Origin of the sequence: Kribbella sp. HUAS MG21 (genome assembly GCF_040254265.1) — a bacterium.
Lineage (GTDB): Bacteria > Actinomycetota > Actinomycetes > Propionibacteriales > Kribbellaceae > Kribbella.
Window position 1 is genome coordinate 4,768,250 of the sequence record NZ_CP158165.1, and the last position, 17,004, is coordinate 4,785,253.

At 70.2% G+C, this 17,004-nt stretch carries 11 protein-coding genes; 8 read left to right on the forward strand and 3 right to left on the reverse strand.

Annotation, left to right across the window (positions count from 1 at the left end):
- The first annotated feature begins 12 nt into the window (after positions 1-12).
- The 6 genes from ABN611_RS23430 to ABN611_RS23455 are packed head-to-tail and all read left to right on the forward strand — an operon-like array spanning position 13 to position 8,361.
- Positions 13-1,557: an extracellular solute-binding protein gene (locus ABN611_RS23430; protein WP_350274365.1), complete on the forward strand. Its 1,545-nt coding sequence runs from the start codon at positions 13-15 to the stop codon at positions 1,555-1,557.
- Positions 1,554-2,645, forward strand: a complete 1,092-nt coding sequence (locus ABN611_RS23435) for a sialidase family protein (RefSeq protein ID WP_350274366.1) — start codon at positions 1,554-1,556, stop codon at positions 2,643-2,645. Before ABN611_RS23430 ends, ABN611_RS23435 begins: the two co-directional genes overlap by 4 nt.
- Positions 2,642-4,039, forward strand: coding sequence for a DUF5060 domain-containing protein (locus ABN611_RS23440; RefSeq protein WP_350274367.1), 1,398 nt, complete (start codon positions 2,642-2,644; stop codon positions 4,037-4,039). The genes ABN611_RS23435 and ABN611_RS23440 overlap by 4 nt, the downstream gene beginning before the upstream one ends.
- Positions 4,036-5,196 carry a DUF5605 domain-containing protein gene (locus tag ABN611_RS23445; RefSeq protein ID WP_350274368.1) on the forward strand — a complete coding sequence of 387 codons (1,161 nt, stop codon included), beginning with the start codon at positions 4,036-4,038 and terminating at the stop codon, positions 5,194-5,196. Before ABN611_RS23440 ends, ABN611_RS23445 begins: the two co-directional genes overlap by 4 nt.
- On the forward strand, positions 5,196-7,256 hold the full coding sequence (locus ABN611_RS23450) for a hypothetical protein (RefSeq protein ID WP_350274369.1): 2,061 nt from the start codon (positions 5,196-5,198) through the stop codon (positions 7,254-7,256). Before ABN611_RS23445 ends, ABN611_RS23450 begins: the two co-directional genes overlap by 1 nt.
- On the forward strand, positions 7,246-8,361 hold the full coding sequence (locus tag ABN611_RS23455) for a glycoside hydrolase family 28 protein (protein ID WP_350274370.1): 1,116 nt from the start codon (positions 7,246-7,248) through the stop codon (positions 8,359-8,361). Before ABN611_RS23450 ends, ABN611_RS23455 begins: the two co-directional genes overlap by 11 nt.
- On the opposite strand, the gene ABN611_RS23460 is transcribed toward ABN611_RS23455, so the two are convergent.
- Both ABN611_RS23460 and ABN611_RS23465 read right to left on the reverse strand, forming a co-directional pair.
- On the reverse strand, positions 8,339-9,529 hold the full coding sequence (locus tag ABN611_RS23460; protein ID WP_350274371.1) for a four-carbon acid sugar kinase family protein: 1,191 nt from the start codon (positions 9,527-9,529) through the stop codon (positions 8,339-8,341). The two genes, ABN611_RS23455 and ABN611_RS23460, sit on opposite strands and share 23 nt — an antisense overlap.
- The gene (locus tag ABN611_RS23465) at positions 9,522-10,778 is read right to left on the reverse strand and encodes a RuBisCO large subunit C-terminal-like domain-containing protein (protein ID WP_350274372.1); all 1,257 of its coding nucleotides are present in this window, start codon (positions 10,776-10,778) and stop codon (positions 9,522-9,524) included. Before ABN611_RS23465 ends, ABN611_RS23460 begins: the two co-directional genes overlap by 8 nt.
- 124 nt (positions 10,779-10,902) lie before the next feature.
- On the opposite strand from ABN611_RS23465, the gene ABN611_RS23470 reads away from it, so the two are divergent.
- Both ABN611_RS23470 and ABN611_RS23475 read left to right on the forward strand, forming a co-directional pair.
- The gene (locus ABN611_RS23470) at positions 10,903-12,615 is read left to right on the forward strand and encodes a hypothetical protein (RefSeq protein WP_350274373.1); all 1,713 of its coding nucleotides are present in this window, start codon (positions 10,903-10,905) and stop codon (positions 12,613-12,615) included.
- The gene (locus ABN611_RS23475; protein WP_350274374.1) at positions 12,612-15,338 is read left to right on the forward strand and encodes a family 78 glycoside hydrolase catalytic domain; all 2,727 of its coding nucleotides are present in this window, start codon (positions 12,612-12,614) and stop codon (positions 15,336-15,338) included. The genes ABN611_RS23470 and ABN611_RS23475 overlap by 4 nt, the downstream gene beginning before the upstream one ends.
- 530 nt (positions 15,339-15,868) lie before the next feature.
- Here the strand turns inward: ABN611_RS23475 and ABN611_RS23480 are convergent.
- Positions 15,869-16,876, reverse strand: coding sequence for a LacI family DNA-binding transcriptional regulator (locus ABN611_RS23480; RefSeq protein WP_350274375.1), 1,008 nt, complete (start codon positions 16,874-16,876; stop codon positions 15,869-15,871).
- Positions 16,877-17,004 lie beyond the last annotated feature (128 nt).

The following is a 17,004-nucleotide window of genomic DNA, read 5'->3' on the forward strand; positions in this document are numbered from 1 at the left end:
AGAGGTCCGTCCATGTCTGAAACCTCCACCCCTGCCGAGCGCCCCGAGTCCGGTGCCGGGATGTCCCGGCGCGGCTTCGTCCGCAACAGCGCCCTGATCGGCGGGCTCGCCGCTCTGGGCGGCGCGCTGCAGGCCGCACCGGCCGCCGCTGCTGCCACCAGCTCCACCACGACTAACGCCCGTGGCAACACCGCCTCCGCGGCCGGCGTCGTGGACATCCCGAACCGGTACAACGTGCCGTTCTCGGTCGCCGACGACGAGCTGTTCGTGTTCGCGGCCAACTTCAAGCCGTTCGAGCTCGGCGGCAACGACGACGGCCGGGAGGCGACCCGGTACTTCGACACCGTGTTCGGTGCCGCGATCCGGGCCAAGTTCCCGAACGTCAAGATCAAGTACGCCACCTGGGACTACCCGGTCCGGTACGAGGACCTGGCCAAGGCCGGCCGGGTGCCGGACCTGATCCTGGAGGACCCGCGGCTGCGGATCGACCGGGACCTCGAGCCGCTCGGCTGGACCCAGGACATCACGTCGCTGGTGCAGCAGGCCGGCATCGACCTGGGCGCGCTGAACCTCGGCTCGGTCGAGCAGATCAAGTCCCGCTCCGACGGCGGCCTGTACGGCGTCCCGCTGTGGATCGACGAGAGCCTGCTGTTCTACAACAAGCTGATCTTCGACAAGTTCGGAGTGAAGTACCCGACGGTCGGATCGACGTACGACGACGTCTTCAAGCTGGCGCAGAAGCTGACGCGCCAGGACGGGATCCACCACTACAAGGGCTACATGCAGCACCCGGACAACTACCTCGCGATGAACCAGCTCGGGCTGTACCCGTTCGTACCCGGGTCCAGCGAGCAGCCGGCGCCGGCGGACGTGCAGGTCAACCTGACCAGCGCGGAGTGGAAGACCGTCGCGAACAACCTGTACCGGTTCCTGATGATCCCGCGGAACAACTTCACCACGGTGGACGACTTCTTCAAGGGCGACATGAGCTTCCCCGGCCACCTCGCGATGGCGGTGAACAACCTGTCGAAGCTGAACGCGTACGCGCTCAGCTCGTACTACGTCGAGGAGGACGACGCGGCGCAGTTCGCCGAGTGGGCGAAGAGCGTGCAGATCGGCGTCACCTCGATGCCGGTGCTGTCCCGCGGTTCGACGACGATCTACCAGCCGGACACCCGGGCGGCGTTCATTCCGCCGCAGTCGCAGCACCAGGCCGCGGCGCTGGACATCGTCAAGTACCTGGTGTCGGAGGAGATGCAGACCCGGATCTCGTCGTACGGCATGAAGGCGGTGCTGAAGACCGACGCGGTGGTGAACGCGTTCGGTACGGCGATCCCGGAGCTGGCGGCGATCGACACGTCGGCCGTGTACTGGGGCGACAACGCGGTGATCAAGAACTACCAGAACACCGAGTACTGGGACATCCCGCTGTACAAGGTGTTCCGGCAGCACGTGCTCAAGGACGGCATGGACGTCGACTCGTCGCTGCTGGTCACCGAGACGCAGGACATCCCCGACTACATCAAGGCGCAGGCCGCCCGCGGGCTCACATGGTGACGGATCCCAGGTTCGACGGCCGCATCCGCGAGGGTGCGGCCCTCCTGCCCACCGTCCACCCCGGCGACAGCCACGCCGCCACGCTCGTCGAGACGGCGGCCGGCGACCTCCTCTGCGCCTGGTTCAACGGCCCCGGCGAAGGCGAACCGGACACGAACATCGTCCTGTCCCGCCTCCCGGCCGGCGAAGACACCTGGCAGCCGCCAGTACAGCTGTCGTCCGACCCACACCGCTCAGAGCAGAACCCGCTGCTGTTCGTACCCCCGCCTTCAGCCGACAGTTCTGGGGCTGCGGGGGGTGACGTTTGGTTGTTGCATACGTCGAACGAACCGCATGACCAGTCGACGTCTCGGGTGATTCGGCGGGTGTCGCACGACGGGGGATCGAGCTGGGAGCGGAGTGAGGTGTTGTTCGACCAGCTCGGGAGTTTCGTCCGGAACCCGATCTTGGTGTTGAGCAACGGCGACTGGTTGTTGCCGGCGTACGACTGTGACAAGTCGGCTGAGCGGACCGTGCTGAAGCTGAGCACGGACCGCGGCGAGAGCTGGTCGACGGTCGAGGTGCCCGACGCGGTGGGGCAGGTGCAGATGAGCATCGTGGAACTGTCGCCGGGTGAGCTCGTCGGCTACTTCCGCAGCCGCGCCGCCGACCGCATCTACCGGTCGGAGTCCAAGGACAACGGCCGCACCTGGACCTCCCCGGAGCGGACCGCGCTGCCGAACAACAACTCCGCCATCCAGGTCCTCCGGCTGACCGACGGCCGGCTGGTGATGGTGTTCAACGACTCCTCCGCCGAACGCGACCAGTTCCGCTGGGTCGACGACGGCAAGGGCGGCGTACGGCGGAAGACCCTGCGCACCCCGCTGACACTGGCGCTGTCCGAGGACGACGGCGCCACCTGGCCGTACTGGCGGAACCTGCAGGTGCAGGACGAGGAGTACCGCGAGAACGAGTTCGGCTACTCGTACCCGACGCTGCTGCAGACCCGGGACGGCCGGCTGCACGTCGCGTACTCGTACCTGCGGAAGACCATCAAGCACGTGATCCTGGCGCCCGAGTGGATCCAGGCAGGAGACCGATTGCCATGAGTATCGAGAAGTGGGGCCTGCACGAACTCACCCTGTCCGGGCCGGCGGAAGGCAACCCGTTCGCGGACGTCGAGTTCCAGGTCACCTACCAGTTCCGGAACCGGATGGTCACCGTCGACGGCTTCTACGACGGCGACGGCACCTACCGGGCCCGGTTCTCACCGGACCGCGAAGGCCACTGGGACTACGTCACCAGCAGCTCGGCCGCCGAGCTCGACGGGCACCGCGGCTCGTTCGAGTGCGGGCCGCCGGGGCCGGGGAACCACGGCCCGGTCGAGGTGCTCGGCAGGCACCACTTCTCGTACTCCGACGGCACCCGGTACGACTGCGTCGGGACGACCTGCTACCACTGGACGTACGAGACCAAGGAACTCCAGGAGCTCACCCTGGAGTCGTTGCGCGAGGCACCTTTCGACAAGGTCCGGATGTGCCTGCTGCCGACCGACGGGATGCGTCCCGAGCGCACCCCGTTCGCCGGCGCGACACCGGGCGAGGTCGACGTGGAGCGCTTCGACCCGGTGTTCTTCCAGCACTTCGAGAGCCGGGTCGCCGATCTGCTCGCGCTGGGCGTCCAGGCCGACCTGATCCTGTTCCACCCGTACGACCGGGGCGTCTGGGGTTTCGACCGGCTGACGCCCGCGCAGGACGCGGCCTTCCTGCGGTACGTCGTCGCGCGGCTGGCGGCGTACCGCAACGTGTGGTGGTCGCTGTCGAACGAGTACGACTTCAACCACGAGAAGACGATCGCGGACTGGGACCGGCTGCTGCAGCTGGTGCAGCGGTACGACCCGTACCAGCGGCTGCGGTCGATCCACAACGGCACCAAGATGTACGAGATCTTCTCGCCGTACGACTTCGGCAAGCCGTGGATCACCCACCAGAGCGTGCAGCACTGGGACGGCGGCGAGGTCGCCGACTGGCGGGAGTGCCCGAAGCCGGTGGTGATCGACGAGATCGGCTACGAGGGCAACGCCGGCCGGCGCTGGGGCAACCTGACCGCGGACGAGCTGGTGCACCGGTTCTGGCAGGGCATGTCGCTCGGCGGGTACGTCGGGCACGGCGAGTCCTTCGTCGACCGGGAGACGCGGGCGTGGATCTCGGTCGGCGGCCGGCTGTACGGCGAGAGCCCGGAGCGGATCGACTTCCTCCGGGCGGTGTTCGCCGGGCTGCCGCGGCAACCGGACGGTGACCTCGACCGCGAGCGGTGCGTCCTGCACTACCTGGGCGACCGGCAGCCGTCGGCCGTCGACCTCGACCTGCCGGACGGTACGCCGTTCCACTTCGACCTGATCGACACCCGGGCGATGACGATCACCCCGCTCGCCGAGTACGCCGGCCCGAGCCGCATCCCACTGCCCGCCACGCCGTACCTCGCCCTGAGAGGGACCCGATGACGTCAGTAGCACGCTGGGACGTGCTCGAACTGCCTGTGCCCGGACCGGCGAGCCTGGTCTTCCGGCACCCGAGCGGCGCCTCCGCGTACGCCGAGTCGTTCCGGTCGGGCGACGGCTGGCTCGTTCGCTTCAGCCCTGACCTCGAAGGCGTCTGGGAGTACGACGGCGGCTCGATCACCTGCACGCCCGCGACGTCGCGTGGGCCGGTTCGCCGGTCAGGGACGGCGCTGCGGTGGGCGGACGGGACGCCGTACCACCCGCTGACGACGGCCTGGTTCGGCGCGGCCGGCCAGTGGGCTGCCGCGCGGTCGGCGCTGGTCGCGTCGCCGTTCAATCGCGTCCGGCTCCGGCACGGCGCCACCGTCGAGGAGCAGGTGCGCGATCTGCTGGTGGCGGACATCGTGGCTGATGTGGTGCTGCCGCCGGACGAGGGTGTCGTCTGCGACGCGGTCAACCGGCTGTCTGCGTACCGGAACGTCACCTGGTGCTTGGAAGCGACACCGGACGCGCGGCGGCTCGCGGAGCTGATCGCCGAGCTGGACGGTGCGCACCACCTGATTTCGATGCATGAGGCAACGGATCCCGGACCGCCGTGGCTGACCCACCTCAGCGTGCGGCTGGAGAACCTCCGCGGTGTCTCGGCGCTGCGCCGGGACTTCGCCAAGCCGGTCTTCGTCGACGCCTGTGGTCACGAGGGCAACGGCACGACCCCCGACACCAGCCTCCGCCCGGAGGAGATGCTGACCCGCATCTGGGAGGGGACGGTCCGGGGCGCGTACGTGACCCACGGCGAGTGGTACGTCGACGCCGAGGACGGGCCGTGGTCGGACGGCGGTCCGCGCCCGGCGGGTGTCGTCGTACAGCGGCTGCGGCTGCTGCGGGAGGTCCTCGACGAGCTGCCCGACGGCGTCGAGCCGATCGACGACTACCGCGACGCGCCGACGCTCGCGGTGCCTGGCTCGTACTACCTGCAGTACCTCGGCGAGCACCAGTTTCCGGACCGCACGTTCAGCCTGCCCGAGGGCGAGTACGACGTCGAGGTGCTGGACGTGTGGAACCACGCGGTACGTCGTACGCGCGAAACAGTCACCGACACGTTGACGGTCCGCTTGCCAGGGACGCAGTACCAGGCGATCCAGATCCGCCGGGCGTCCTGATGCCCGCGCTCACGTCCGGGCCGCGCCAGGCCGAGCTGCGGCGGACACCCGCGGGGGTGGTGCTGCAGTTCGGCCAGGTGGACGGGCCGGTCTATCTGGAACGACCGCTGGCCGACCTGCTCACCTGCTCCGCCGGCCGCCCGTGGCAGGTCGACGCGCTGCAGGCCGACGGCTGGTGGATCTCGCGGCGGCCGGGGGAGCACCGGGCGGGTTGCCGGACCGGGCCGATCGCCGTCGAGGTGCGGTTGACGTTCGACGACGGCGACCGGCTGGAGCTCGAGGTCCGCTGGCGCAACACCAGCAGGCGCCGGCTCGCGGAGCTGGCCGTCGGGCTGCTGCTCGACCTGGGCCGGGTGAAGGACAGCCGGCTCACGATGCCGGGGCTGATCTACAACGACAACCCGTCCGCCGATCCGGCCCGCGCCGTACCGCGCGTCGGGCACACGCCGGGCGGCGGGTTCGTCGCCGAGGAGGACCGGCTCCCGATCCCGGGCGTCAACCTCGAGTGGCGCGACGGGCGGGAGCGGCGCTGGCTGTCGTTGTTCTCGCGGCCGCAGGCGCGCCGTTCGGGCGACGGTCAAGTCCGGTACGGCTCGCTCGGCGTGCTTCGGCAGGAAGGGCCGGTCATCGCGGCGCTCAGCGGCGTACTGATGTTCGACGGCAAGCAGGACGTCCGGTACGTCAGCAAGGCCGAGACCGAGACGACCGACGACGGGTACCTGACGCTGCGGCCGGGCGAGGTCCACACCCAGCAGCTGGTCCTCGACTGGGGGCGGCAGGAGCTGCGCGGGCACGCGTTTCGGCACCTGGTCCGGACCGCGCGGAGCCTGTTCACGACTCCCGGCGCGGCCGGGCTGCCGCTCGCGGAGCTCGTGGAGCGGAAGACGGTTGCCCTGGACAACAGGTGGTACCGGGCCGGGACCGTGGCCGGGCACACGAAGTTCAGCGAGATCCCGGGCAACGGTCCACGTAAGCCCCGCGACTTCCTCTACGGCTGGACCGGCCAGGCGCTCAAGCTCGCCTGGTGCGACGCCCAGCTCGGCTTCGCCAGGCGCGACCGGCTGCGCATCGACCGCTGCCGGGCCGCCGTCGAGTTCTACTTGGCCGGGAGCCCGACCCCCACGCCGGGACTGCGGCACAACGCCTACCAGGTGACCGCCCGGCGCTGGACCAGCTTCCGGGCAGGCAACCGTCCGATGATCTCCAGCCGGGCGTACGGCGAGACGATCGCCGACGTGGCCGACATCATCCTGCTGTTCCGCCAGTACGACGAGCCGGTGCCGCCGTCCTGGCTGGACGCGCTCCGGGAGGCCGTCAGCTACTTGCGCGGCGCCCAGCTGCCGGACGGGACGTTCCCGGTCGGCTGGCGCCTGGACGGCAGTCCGGCGTCGACGACGGTTTCGTCGGCGGGAGTGCCGTGCGTCCTCGCGGCGCTGAAGGCCGCCGAGGTCCTCGACGACGCCGCGTTGTTGTCGGACGCAACGATCTGGTTGTCCCGGTATCACGACCAGCACGCGCGGACCTTCGACCGCCCGTTCGCGCGCTCCACGCTGGACGCGGCCTGCGAGGACAAGGAGGCCGGCATGTACTACTTCATGGCGGCCTACGAGCTCTTCCGCCGGACCGGCGATCCGCTGTACGCCGACTGGTGCGAGGTCGCCGCCGACTGGCTGCTCACCTGGGTGTACGTGTGGTCCCCGGAGCAGGACGAGGACTCGCCGCTGCACGCGGCCGGGTTCAACGCCGTCGGCTGGCCGTCGGTCAGCGTGCAGAACCATCACCTCGACGTGTTCTTCCCGACGTACGAACTGCTGGCCTTCGGGCTGGCCGCCGACCGTCCGGAGTACGTCGCCGCGGCCCGGACGACGATGCAAGCCGTGAGCCAGGGCATCGCGGCGCACGCAGGGGACTGGAACTTCCCGCTGCCGGGCGAGCAGGGCGAGGCCGTCTTCCAGACGCACTGGCAGCGCCGCGGGCACACCAACACCTGGAATCCCAGCTGGGTCATCGCGGTGCCGCTGGCGAACGCGCTCCGGATCGGGTCGCTGCGTGCTGACTGACCGGCTGATCACCGACTACGGGGCCGAGCCCGGTGCGGACTGCTCGGCGGCGATCGCGAAGGCGGTCGACGCGGGCGGCCGGGTCGTCGTACCGGCGGGGGAGTTCCTGACCGGGCCGATCCGGCTGCGCAGCAACGTCGAACTGCATGTGTCCGCGGGCGCGACGCTGCGGTTCCTCACGGATCCGTTGGTGTTTCCGATCGTTCGCACGCGGTGGCAGGGGATCGAGTGCTTCAGTCACTCGCCGCTGATCTATGCGTACGACGAGACGGATGTCGCGGTGACGGGGACCGGGACGCTCGATGGTGGGGCGAGTACGGAGAACTGGTGGCGGGACACGCGGCCGCGGGCTGACTGGGAGCGGCTGTTGCGGTGGGTCGCGGACGACGTACCGGTGGAGGAGCGGGTGTTTGCGCCGGGGCATGGGTTCCGGCCGAGTTTCGTGCAGCCGTACGGGTGTCATCGGGTGCGCATCGAGGACGTGCGGATCGTCAACGCTCCGATGTGGGTGGTGCATCCGGTGTTCTGCTCCGATGTGTTGGTCCGCGGTGTGACCGTCGACTCGCTCGGGCCGAACAACGACGGCTGCAATCCGGACTCGTGTCAGGACGTGGTGATCAGCGGTTGCTCGTTCACGACCGGGGACGACTGCATCGCGATCAAGTCAGGCCGCGACGACGACGGGCGCCGGGTGGGGCGGCCGTCGCGGAACGTCCTGGTCGAGTCCTGCCGCTTCACCGCCGGCCACGGCGCCCTGACGATCGGCAGCGAGGCGTCCGGCGGCGTCCAGAACGTCCACGCCCGCGACCTGCGTGTCACCGGGACTGTCGACCACGCACTCCGCATCAAGACGAACTCCGAACGCGGCGGCGTGATTGAGAACATCACCGTCGAGGACATGGTGGTCGACGCCGTCACCAAGTCCGCGGTCCTGATCACCACCCGCCACGCAGAACCGCCGCATTTCGCCGGCCACGCCCCAGTCGTACGCAACATCACCGTCACCAACCTCACGTCCCGCTCAACCCCACGCACCGTAGAAATCCACGACACTCCACAGTCCCCGGTCCAGGACTTCCACTTCACCTCCACCGAAACTCTGTGAACAACTCGACCGGCCCGAGCTGCCCGGGCTTGAGCAGGACTTCGTCGAGGTACGGCGAGGTGGTGTGGCAGAGGTGTACGCCGGGCGCGAGGGATCGGGTCAGTTCCAGGGCGGTGACGTCCAGTTGGCGTAGTACCTGACCTGAGGTGTCTCCTCCGGCTACTACGACTCGGCGTACGGCGGTCGTGCGGACGACGTCGGCCAAGGCGGTCGGTACTTGGGAGAGGTCGTCGGAGGAAAGGTTGTTGGTGTGGACGACGACGCCGTCGGCGCCGGCTGCGAAGGCCTTGGCTGCTTGGGTCGGTGCGTCGGCGGTGAGCGGCAGGATTGTCCAGCCGGCCGAGCGGGCGTGTTCGATCTGCTCGGCGGTGCGGCGCGACTGGCTGCCTGAGACGACGAGCACGGGGCCAGTCGCGCTGACGTGCGGTGGAGCGGCCGAACCACCGTCCGGACGGAGAGCGAGCGCGACCGCCCGGGAAAGCCCACCGGAGCCGATCGCGAAGGCCGGTCCGCTGGTCGTCTGCAGGATCGCGGGGCCGAGGGTGCGCAGGTGGTCGTCGGTCAGGGCGTCGAGGATTACTGCGTCGGCGGGGAGGTTGGCGTAGGAGACCGCGTCGTAGGTGGTGAGGTGGAGGGAGCTGATGGTGAGGGTGGTTTGGGTGGCCAGGTGGTGGCGGAGGTCGGATTCGTGGATGGGGGTGGAGGGGTGGGTGGACATGGTGGGCTGGCGGTCCAGGCGGTGGATTGTGCTGGCTTCGGCGGCGAAGTGGTGGCTGAAGACCGTGTAGCGGCCCAGCTCCGGCTGTGCGATCAGCACGGGGACGACGGCCGGTCCGCATACCTCACGCCCGACCTCGAGCGCCCGCCCGATACTCCCGCGGGTCGGCGACGAGTCCGCGGTCGAGCAGACCTTGTACTGCAGGATCCGCGGCCCGAGCGCGTGCAGCGCCTCCAGCACCGGACGCAGCTCCGCCTCCTGCTCGTCGGGCGGCAGCGACCGCGCGACCCCGGCCACGCCGATCACGTCGTACTGCTCGGCAAGCCTCCGCAACTCAGGTGCCGACGGCAACGTCACGAGCAGTACGGCGCGCAGACCCACCCGCGCGAACTGCACCATCGCATCGGTCGACCCCGTGAAGTCGTCCCCGTAGAACGCCGCCTCAACCACGACCGCCGCCAAAAGCCTCCAACGCCTCCCGCAGCGCCGGCACCTCGCGCGCGGCCGCGCTCAGCTCGGTCCCGGACGTGGCGGCAGCCCAGGCGGCGCGCATCGCGGTAACGCCGGCGCCCGCACCGCTCGGGTGACCATGAATCCCGCCACCCGCCAGCACCAGCAAGTCCGTCGTCCCGGTCTGCCGGTACGTCTCCGGCGCCAGCCCCGGCGTCTGACCTGACGACAGCACCGGCAGCGTCTCGTAGCCGCCGAGCAACGGCGTACGCACGGCAGAAATCGACCGCAGGACCTCCTCGTCGCTCTCGTAGAACTTGTTCGACAAGCCGTTCGTGTGCAGGTGATCCGCCCCGGCCAGCCGAGCCAGCTTGGACCAGGCGACGTAGTCGATCCCCAGCTGTGGAGCGCGGGTGTACACGCCGGTCATCGCGCGATGCCCGTGGATCGGCAGCGCACAGCGTTGCCGCAGCCAGGCGAGGCCGCTGAAGCCGACGAGGTTCACGCACACCATCACGCAGGTCCCGCCGGCCGCGCGGACCAGGTCGTGGTTCGCGGCCATCCGGTCCAGGTCGTCGGTGATGTTGAACGCGTACATCGGCCGCCGTCCGGTCCGGGCCGCGACCTTGCCGAGCTCCTCGGTCACCACCGCGACCCGCTCGGCGAGCGGCGAGTGCGGCGGGTTGCCCATCAGCTCGTCGTCCTTGATGAAGTCGATCCCGGCCTCGGCGAGCTCACGGACGACCAGCCGGAGCTCATCGGGCGGCAAACCGATGCTTGGCTTCACGATCGTGCCGAGCAGCACGCCGTCCGGCCGGTCGAGCAGCTCGCGCGTCCCGCGGACGCCGTACTGCGGTCCGGGATAACGCTCGGCGAACGCGAGTGGCAGGTCGAGGTCGAGCAACCGGATGCCGGCCAGCTGGCGGAGCTCGAACAGGTTCCCGGCGACGGCGGCCAGCAGGTTCGGCAGTGAGGGCCCGAAGTTGTCGAGTCCGAAGGCGATCCGCACGTACGCACTGCGCTTCCGCTCGTCACCCGAGGCCCCGGGAAGGTCGGGGTTCCCCGTCGGCGGCAGCTCCTCGACGGCCACCACCCGGGCGGCGAACCGCTCCCGGAGCTCGGCGGTCTCGCGCGCCACCTTCACGAACGTCCCGGTCGACTGCTCGCCGGCGATGGCCTCGGCGGCCTGCTCCAGGGGGAGGTACGTCTCCACCAGGTACGTCGCGACGACCTCGGCGGCTGCTGGCATCAGGACTCTCCTTGGCTCGGGAGGTCCCAGTCTCCGTCGGGAAACCTCAAGAAAACAAGGCCGATCGGCCAACCTGTGGATAGCTGGTTGACAGTGCGGCCCGAGAAGGGCAAAGGTTTTCCTCATGGCGACGATCCCAGCGACCCTGCTGCTCGAGAACCGGGCCGCGCTGGCGATGAACGCGGTGACCGGCCTGGCCGACGAGGACCTGGACGGCATCCCGTTCTTCAGCGCGAACCTGCTGGCCCGCCCGGCCCGGATGGACCACGGCGACTGGGACTACGGCTCCAGCCACGGCCGGCTCACCGACGCGATCCTGCTGGCCCGGCAGATGACCGGCGGCAAGGACTGGGACCCGCGCTGGGAGAAGATCGCCGACCGGTACCGGCAGCGGCTGTTCGCGCTGCTCGCCGACGACGGGCTGACCTACCGCCAGGCGCACCCGAAGGGCCACTGGTTGCCGAACGCGAACCTGATCGACCAGCGCGCCACCCTGCTCGCGATGACCACCGCGGTGGTCGCCGCCGACGACCCGCAGGCCCGGCAGGCGGCGGACCGCCAGGTGGCCGCGCTCAAGCGGATCGCGATCAAGGAGCGCGACGTCTGGTTCTACCCCGCGTCGGAGTACACGAAGGACGGCTGGCCGTCGTCGAACGCGATCGACCTGCACCTCGCGCCCGACCCCGCGTCGTTCTCCGGCCGGCTGATCATGCCGCTGCTGCGCTACCACCAGGCGACCGGCAACGCCGACGCGCTCGAGCTGTGCGAGTGGTTCGCCCGGCTGATCGTCGACAAGAGCGGCGTCTACAACGCGGACGGCAGCTTCAACCCGGCGCGCGCGTACCGCAGCGGCCACTTCCACACCCGCGTCGGCACGCTCGAAGGCCTCGCCCGGCTGGCCCGCCACACCGGCGACCACGGGCTGACCGAGTTCGTGCGGCGCAGTTACGACTGGGTGCTCGGCGAGGCGACCAGGTTCGGCTGGACGCCAGGTGACCTCGCCGACCAGCAGTACGAGCACGAGACCTGTTCACTCGTCGACCTCGTCGGCCTCGGGACGACGCTGGCCGGCAACGGACTCACGCAGTACTGGGCGGTCGTCGAGCGCTTCGTCCGCAACCACCTGGCCGCGTCGCAGCTGCAGGACGTGAGCTGGGTCGAGTCCGCGCCGGACCGTTCCCAGGACGAGCCGGGCTGGCGGACGTACGTCGACGTCGGCGAGCGCGTGCTCGGCGCGTTCTGCGGGTACGGCGCGCCGAACGACTACGTGTCCGACGTACCCCTGGGCCGCGGGCACACGAACGACGTCCAAGCCTGCTGTGTCGGATCCGGCGTACGAGGACTCTTCTGGGCCTGGAACAGCATCGTCACCGGGGACAACCGGCTGACGCGCGTGAACGTGCTGCTGACCCGCGGGCACCACGCCGTCGACGTGATCAGCCACCTGCCCGTCGAGGGCAAGGTCGAGCTGCACGTCAACGAGCCGATCGACGAGCTCCGGCTGCGGATCCCGGAATGGGCCGGATACGCGCGGCTCGAGCTCCGGCGCGGCGACGACGTCCGCACCGGCGCCGAGCGGATCTGGGCGCCGGACGGGTACCTGTCGATCCCGCAGGCGGCGGCGGGGGAGCGGATCACCGTGACGTTCCCCGTCGTCGAGCAGACCACCACGGAGCTTGCGGCCGGCAACGAGTTCCGCACCACCTGGCGCGGCGACGACGTGATCGCGATCGACCCGCCGGGCCGGTCCCGCCCGATGTACGGCGACCGTCCGGAACACGCGGGCGGCCTGCGTGAGTACGAGCTCCACCGACCCGAGACGGAGTGGTCCTGGTGACAACTGACTGGGTGCTGTCCGAGCCGCCGACTGAGCAGTCAGGGCTCTCAGGCCTGACGGCGTACGACCTGCACTGCGAGCACCGCACGGCCCCGCTCGGGATCGGTACGGCGCGACCGCGGCTGAGCTGGCGGCTCGCGTCGCCGAAGCGCGGCGATCAGCAGGACGCGTTCCGGGTCCGGGTGTCGCGCGACGGCGTCCAGGTCTGGGACAGCGGCTGGCGCACCGAGCGGTCGACGTCCGTCGATCACGGCGGCGCGCCGCTGACCTCGCAGACGGACTACACCTGGCAGCTCGAGGTCCGCGACTCGGCGGGTTCTGTGTCCGCGGCCGAGGCGTCCTTCACCACCGGCCTGTTCCACGACGACGAGTGGGCCGCGCACTGGATCGAGCACGACTACGACACGGACCCGTACTTCGAGCCGCCGGTGGACCGCGCCGAGCCGCGAACGGTGCGGCAGGCAACCATCGCGCCGCCGCGGTACTACCGGCGTGCGTTCGAGCTGACCCAGCCCGTGACCCGGGCCCGGCTCTACGCGACCGCGCACGGCCTGTACCAGTTCAGCGCCAACGGCCAGCGGGTCGGCAACGACGAGCTGACGCCCGGCTGGACCGACTACCGCGAGCGCCTCGCCTACCAGACGTACGACGTGACGGAACTTCTGCGCCAGGGCGAGAACGTGATCGGAGCCGTCCTCGGTGAGGGCTGGTGGTCGGGGTACGTCGGTTGGGACACCCGCAGCCACGCACACCACTACGGCAAGAAGCCGCAGCTCCTCGCGCAGCTCGTCGTCGACCACCCGGACGGCTCGCGGACCGTGGTCGCGACCGACGGCCGCTGGGTCGAGCACGTCGGCCCGATCCGGTTCGCCGACCTGCTGATGGGCGAGTCGTACGACGCGCGCCTCGAGCTCGGCGACTGGTCGAGCCCGGGGTACGACGCGAGCGACTGGGCGCCAGCGGGTGACGTCGGCGGCGACGTGTCGACGCTGATCGCCGCGCCGACCGAGCCGGTCCGGGTCACGGCGGACCAGCCGGCGATCGCGGTGACGGCGCTCGAGCCCGGGCGGTTCATCGTCGACCTCGGCCAGAACCTGGCGGGCCGCGTCCGGCTGCGGGTGCGCGGCGCCCAGGCAGGGGACCGGATCCGCCTCCGGCACGGCGAGATGCTGCAGCCCGACGGCGAGCTGTACACCGCGAACCTGCGCACGGCTGACGCGACGGACTACTTCGTCAGCGCCGGTGCGGCCGAGGAGTTCTTCGAACCGATCTTCACCGTGCACGGCTTCCGGTACGTCGAGATCACCGGGTATCCGGGCGAGCTGACGACCGCGGACGTCGTCGGCCGGGTCCTGCACTCGGACACTCCGGTCGCGGGCCGCTTCGAGTGTTCGGATCCGGGCGTCAACCAACTGCTCAGCAACATCCGCTGGGGACAGCGCGGCAACTTCGTCAGCGTGCCGACCGACTGTCCGCAGCGCGACGAGCGGCTCGGCTGGACCGCCGACGCGCAGATCTTCCTGCCGACGGCGGCGTACCAGGCCGACGTGCTGACGTTCTTCGAGAACTGGTACGCGGACCTCGCGGTAGCGCAGACCGCCGAGGGCGCGATCCCGGACGTGATCCCGCACGTGATCACCGGCCGGCACGGCACACCGGCCTGGGCGGACGCGGCGACGATCGTGCCGTGGACGCTGTACAAGATCTACGGCGACGAGCGCGTACTACGCACCGCGTGGCCGGTCATGCGGCGCTGGGTGGACTACGTACACCGGGCCAACCCGGACCTGATCTGGCGGAACCGGACGAGCGGTCACTACGGCGACTGGTTGCAGGTCGGCGTCCGCACGGATCGGGACGTGCTCGCGACGGCGTACTTCGCGCGCAGCGTCCAGTTCACGGCGGCCGCGGCTCGAGTGCTCGGGCTGACCGACGAAGCGGCGGCGTACGGCGCGTTGCGGGATGAGATCGCGGCGGCGTTCGTGGCCGAGTTCGTCGATGCCGAGGGCAAGATCCGCGGCGACACGCAGACCGGGTACCTGCTGGCGCTGGCATTCGGGTTGCTGCCGGAGCAGGCCGAGCAGGTGGCGGTGAAACATCTCGTCGCGGACCTGGAGCGGCGTGAGCGGTCGCTGACCACCGGGTTCGCCGGGGTCGCGTTGCTGTGCCCGATCCTGACGAAGTACGGGTACGCCGAGCTCGCGTACGACCTGCTGCACGACGACCGGTACCCGTCGTGGGGGTACTCGATCAAGCACGGCGCGACGACGATCTGGGAGCGCTGGGACGGCTGGACCGAGGAGAACGGCTTCGGCCCGGTGGCGATGAACTCGTTCAACCACTACTCGCTCGGCTCGGTCGGCGAGTGGCTGTACGGCGACGTCGCCGGCATCAGCCAGTCCGCCGAGTCGATCGGGTTCCGCGACCTCGTCATCAAGCCCTGCCCCGGCGGCCGCCTCACCTGGGCCGAGGCGTCGTACGACATCTCCTCCGGCCGCGTGTCCACCCGCTGGGAACTGTCCGACGGCACCCTCGCACTCGACGTCACGATCCCACCCGGCGCCGAGGCGACCATCCAGATCCCCACCAGCGACCCCAGCGCAACCCGGGAGTCCGGCCGCCCACTGTCCGAAGCCGAGGGCCTCACCCCACTCGAACCCACCGCCAACACCACCGTCTGTCGCGTCACCCCCGGCACCTACCACTTCACCACCCCCGCCTGACCGAACCCGACCCCACCGGCCGCGCTGCGCACCGCCTGCACCCACCGCCGGCACACGCACCGACCACACCGCCCGCGCGCTGTGCGGAACATCTGCGGCATCTGGTGTCGACCTGTTTCCGAGCAGCCCGGGCTCGGCCGAACCTTGGACAGGTAGGCGGGAGCTTGGACATCTGCTCAGATGTCCAAGCTCACCGTGGAGTGGTCGAGGTCCCCGCGTCGTGTCCGCGGACAGCCCGGCAGATCACTCGCAACCCACCGCCAGTTCGCCGAGTCGTGGGATTCGGCTGCAAGAAGGAGCCGCGATCCACGACTCGACGAATCCACCCGGAGCCAATCGCCACGACTCGGCAGGTGCGGCGGCCGGCGGTGAGTCGGCAGGGGCTGGCGGCGTGGGCTGATTGGGGGTGGCGTGGGCCGGCGTGGCGGCCGGAGCGGTGGGGCGTGGCGCGGGGTAGCGGGGCGGTGGGGGCAGTGGCGCGGGGCAGCGGGTCAGCGGCCGTGGCAGCGTGGGTGGGTGGGTGTAGTGGATCAGTGGCGGCGGCGGGGTGGGTGGGTGGTGGATGCGCGGATGACCAGTTCGCCTCGGACGTGGGTGGTCGTGGGGGTGGGGTCGGGGGCGAAGCGGGACCAGGCCTGGCGGCCGACCTCCACGGTGGAGGCGGCGTACGTCGTGAGGCCGGGATCGGTGTGGGCGCTCATCGGGGCGTCGTCGATGCCGGCCACCGAGATGTCCCGCGGGACCGACAGGCCGAGTTCGCGCAGCCGGCTCAGGACGCCGACGGCGACGTGGTCGTTGAAGCAGATCAACGCGGTCGGCTTGTACGAGAGCGCCTCCTCCACCGCCTCCCGCCCGTCCGTCAGCGTCGACCCGCACGGCACCCGGACGATCGTGAGCCCGGACGCCTGGGGGGAGCGGAAACCCCGCTGGCGTTGCTGATCCGACCACGCCGCCGTCGGACCCTGCAGGTACGCGATCTTCTTGTGGCCGAGCGACGCGAGATGCTCGCACAGCGCCCGCACCCCGAGGTGGTAGTCGACGACGACCGACCCGACCGCGGGGTGCCGGAGTACGCGGTTGATCAGCACCAGGCGGCGCGCGGCCGCGGCGACCTCGCGCAGCCGCGGCGTGCTCATCCGGGGCGCGCACAGCAGCAGGCCGTCGACCCAGCGGGCGAGCTCGATCGCGGACCGGTACTCCTGCTCCGGGTCCTCGTCGGTGCCGGCGACCAACGTGTGGTGCTCGTCGGCGGCCGCCTCGGCGGCGACGCCCTTGAGGATCTCCGCGAAGTACGGATTGCCGAGATCCGGTACGACGACACCGACCGTGCGACTGCTCCCGCGCAACAGCGTCTGCGCGGCCGGGTTCGGGCGGTACCCGACGTCCTGCGCGGCCGCGCGGACCCGCTCGCTGACCTCCGGCGACACCGGTTTCCCGCCGCTCAGCACCCGCGACACGGTCGCCGTCGACACCTCGGCCAGCCGCGCCACGTCATGGATCGTGGCCCGGGCGGCGGTCTTCGCTGGAGGCTTTCGCACGACCCCATTTGACCACGAGCAACGCTCGGATCGCCGCCGACAGAACGATGTAAACCTTTTCCCGATTTGTGCGGACGACCTCTTGACGTGACTGCGCCGCGCTGCGACGGTAGCGAGGAAAAGGATTA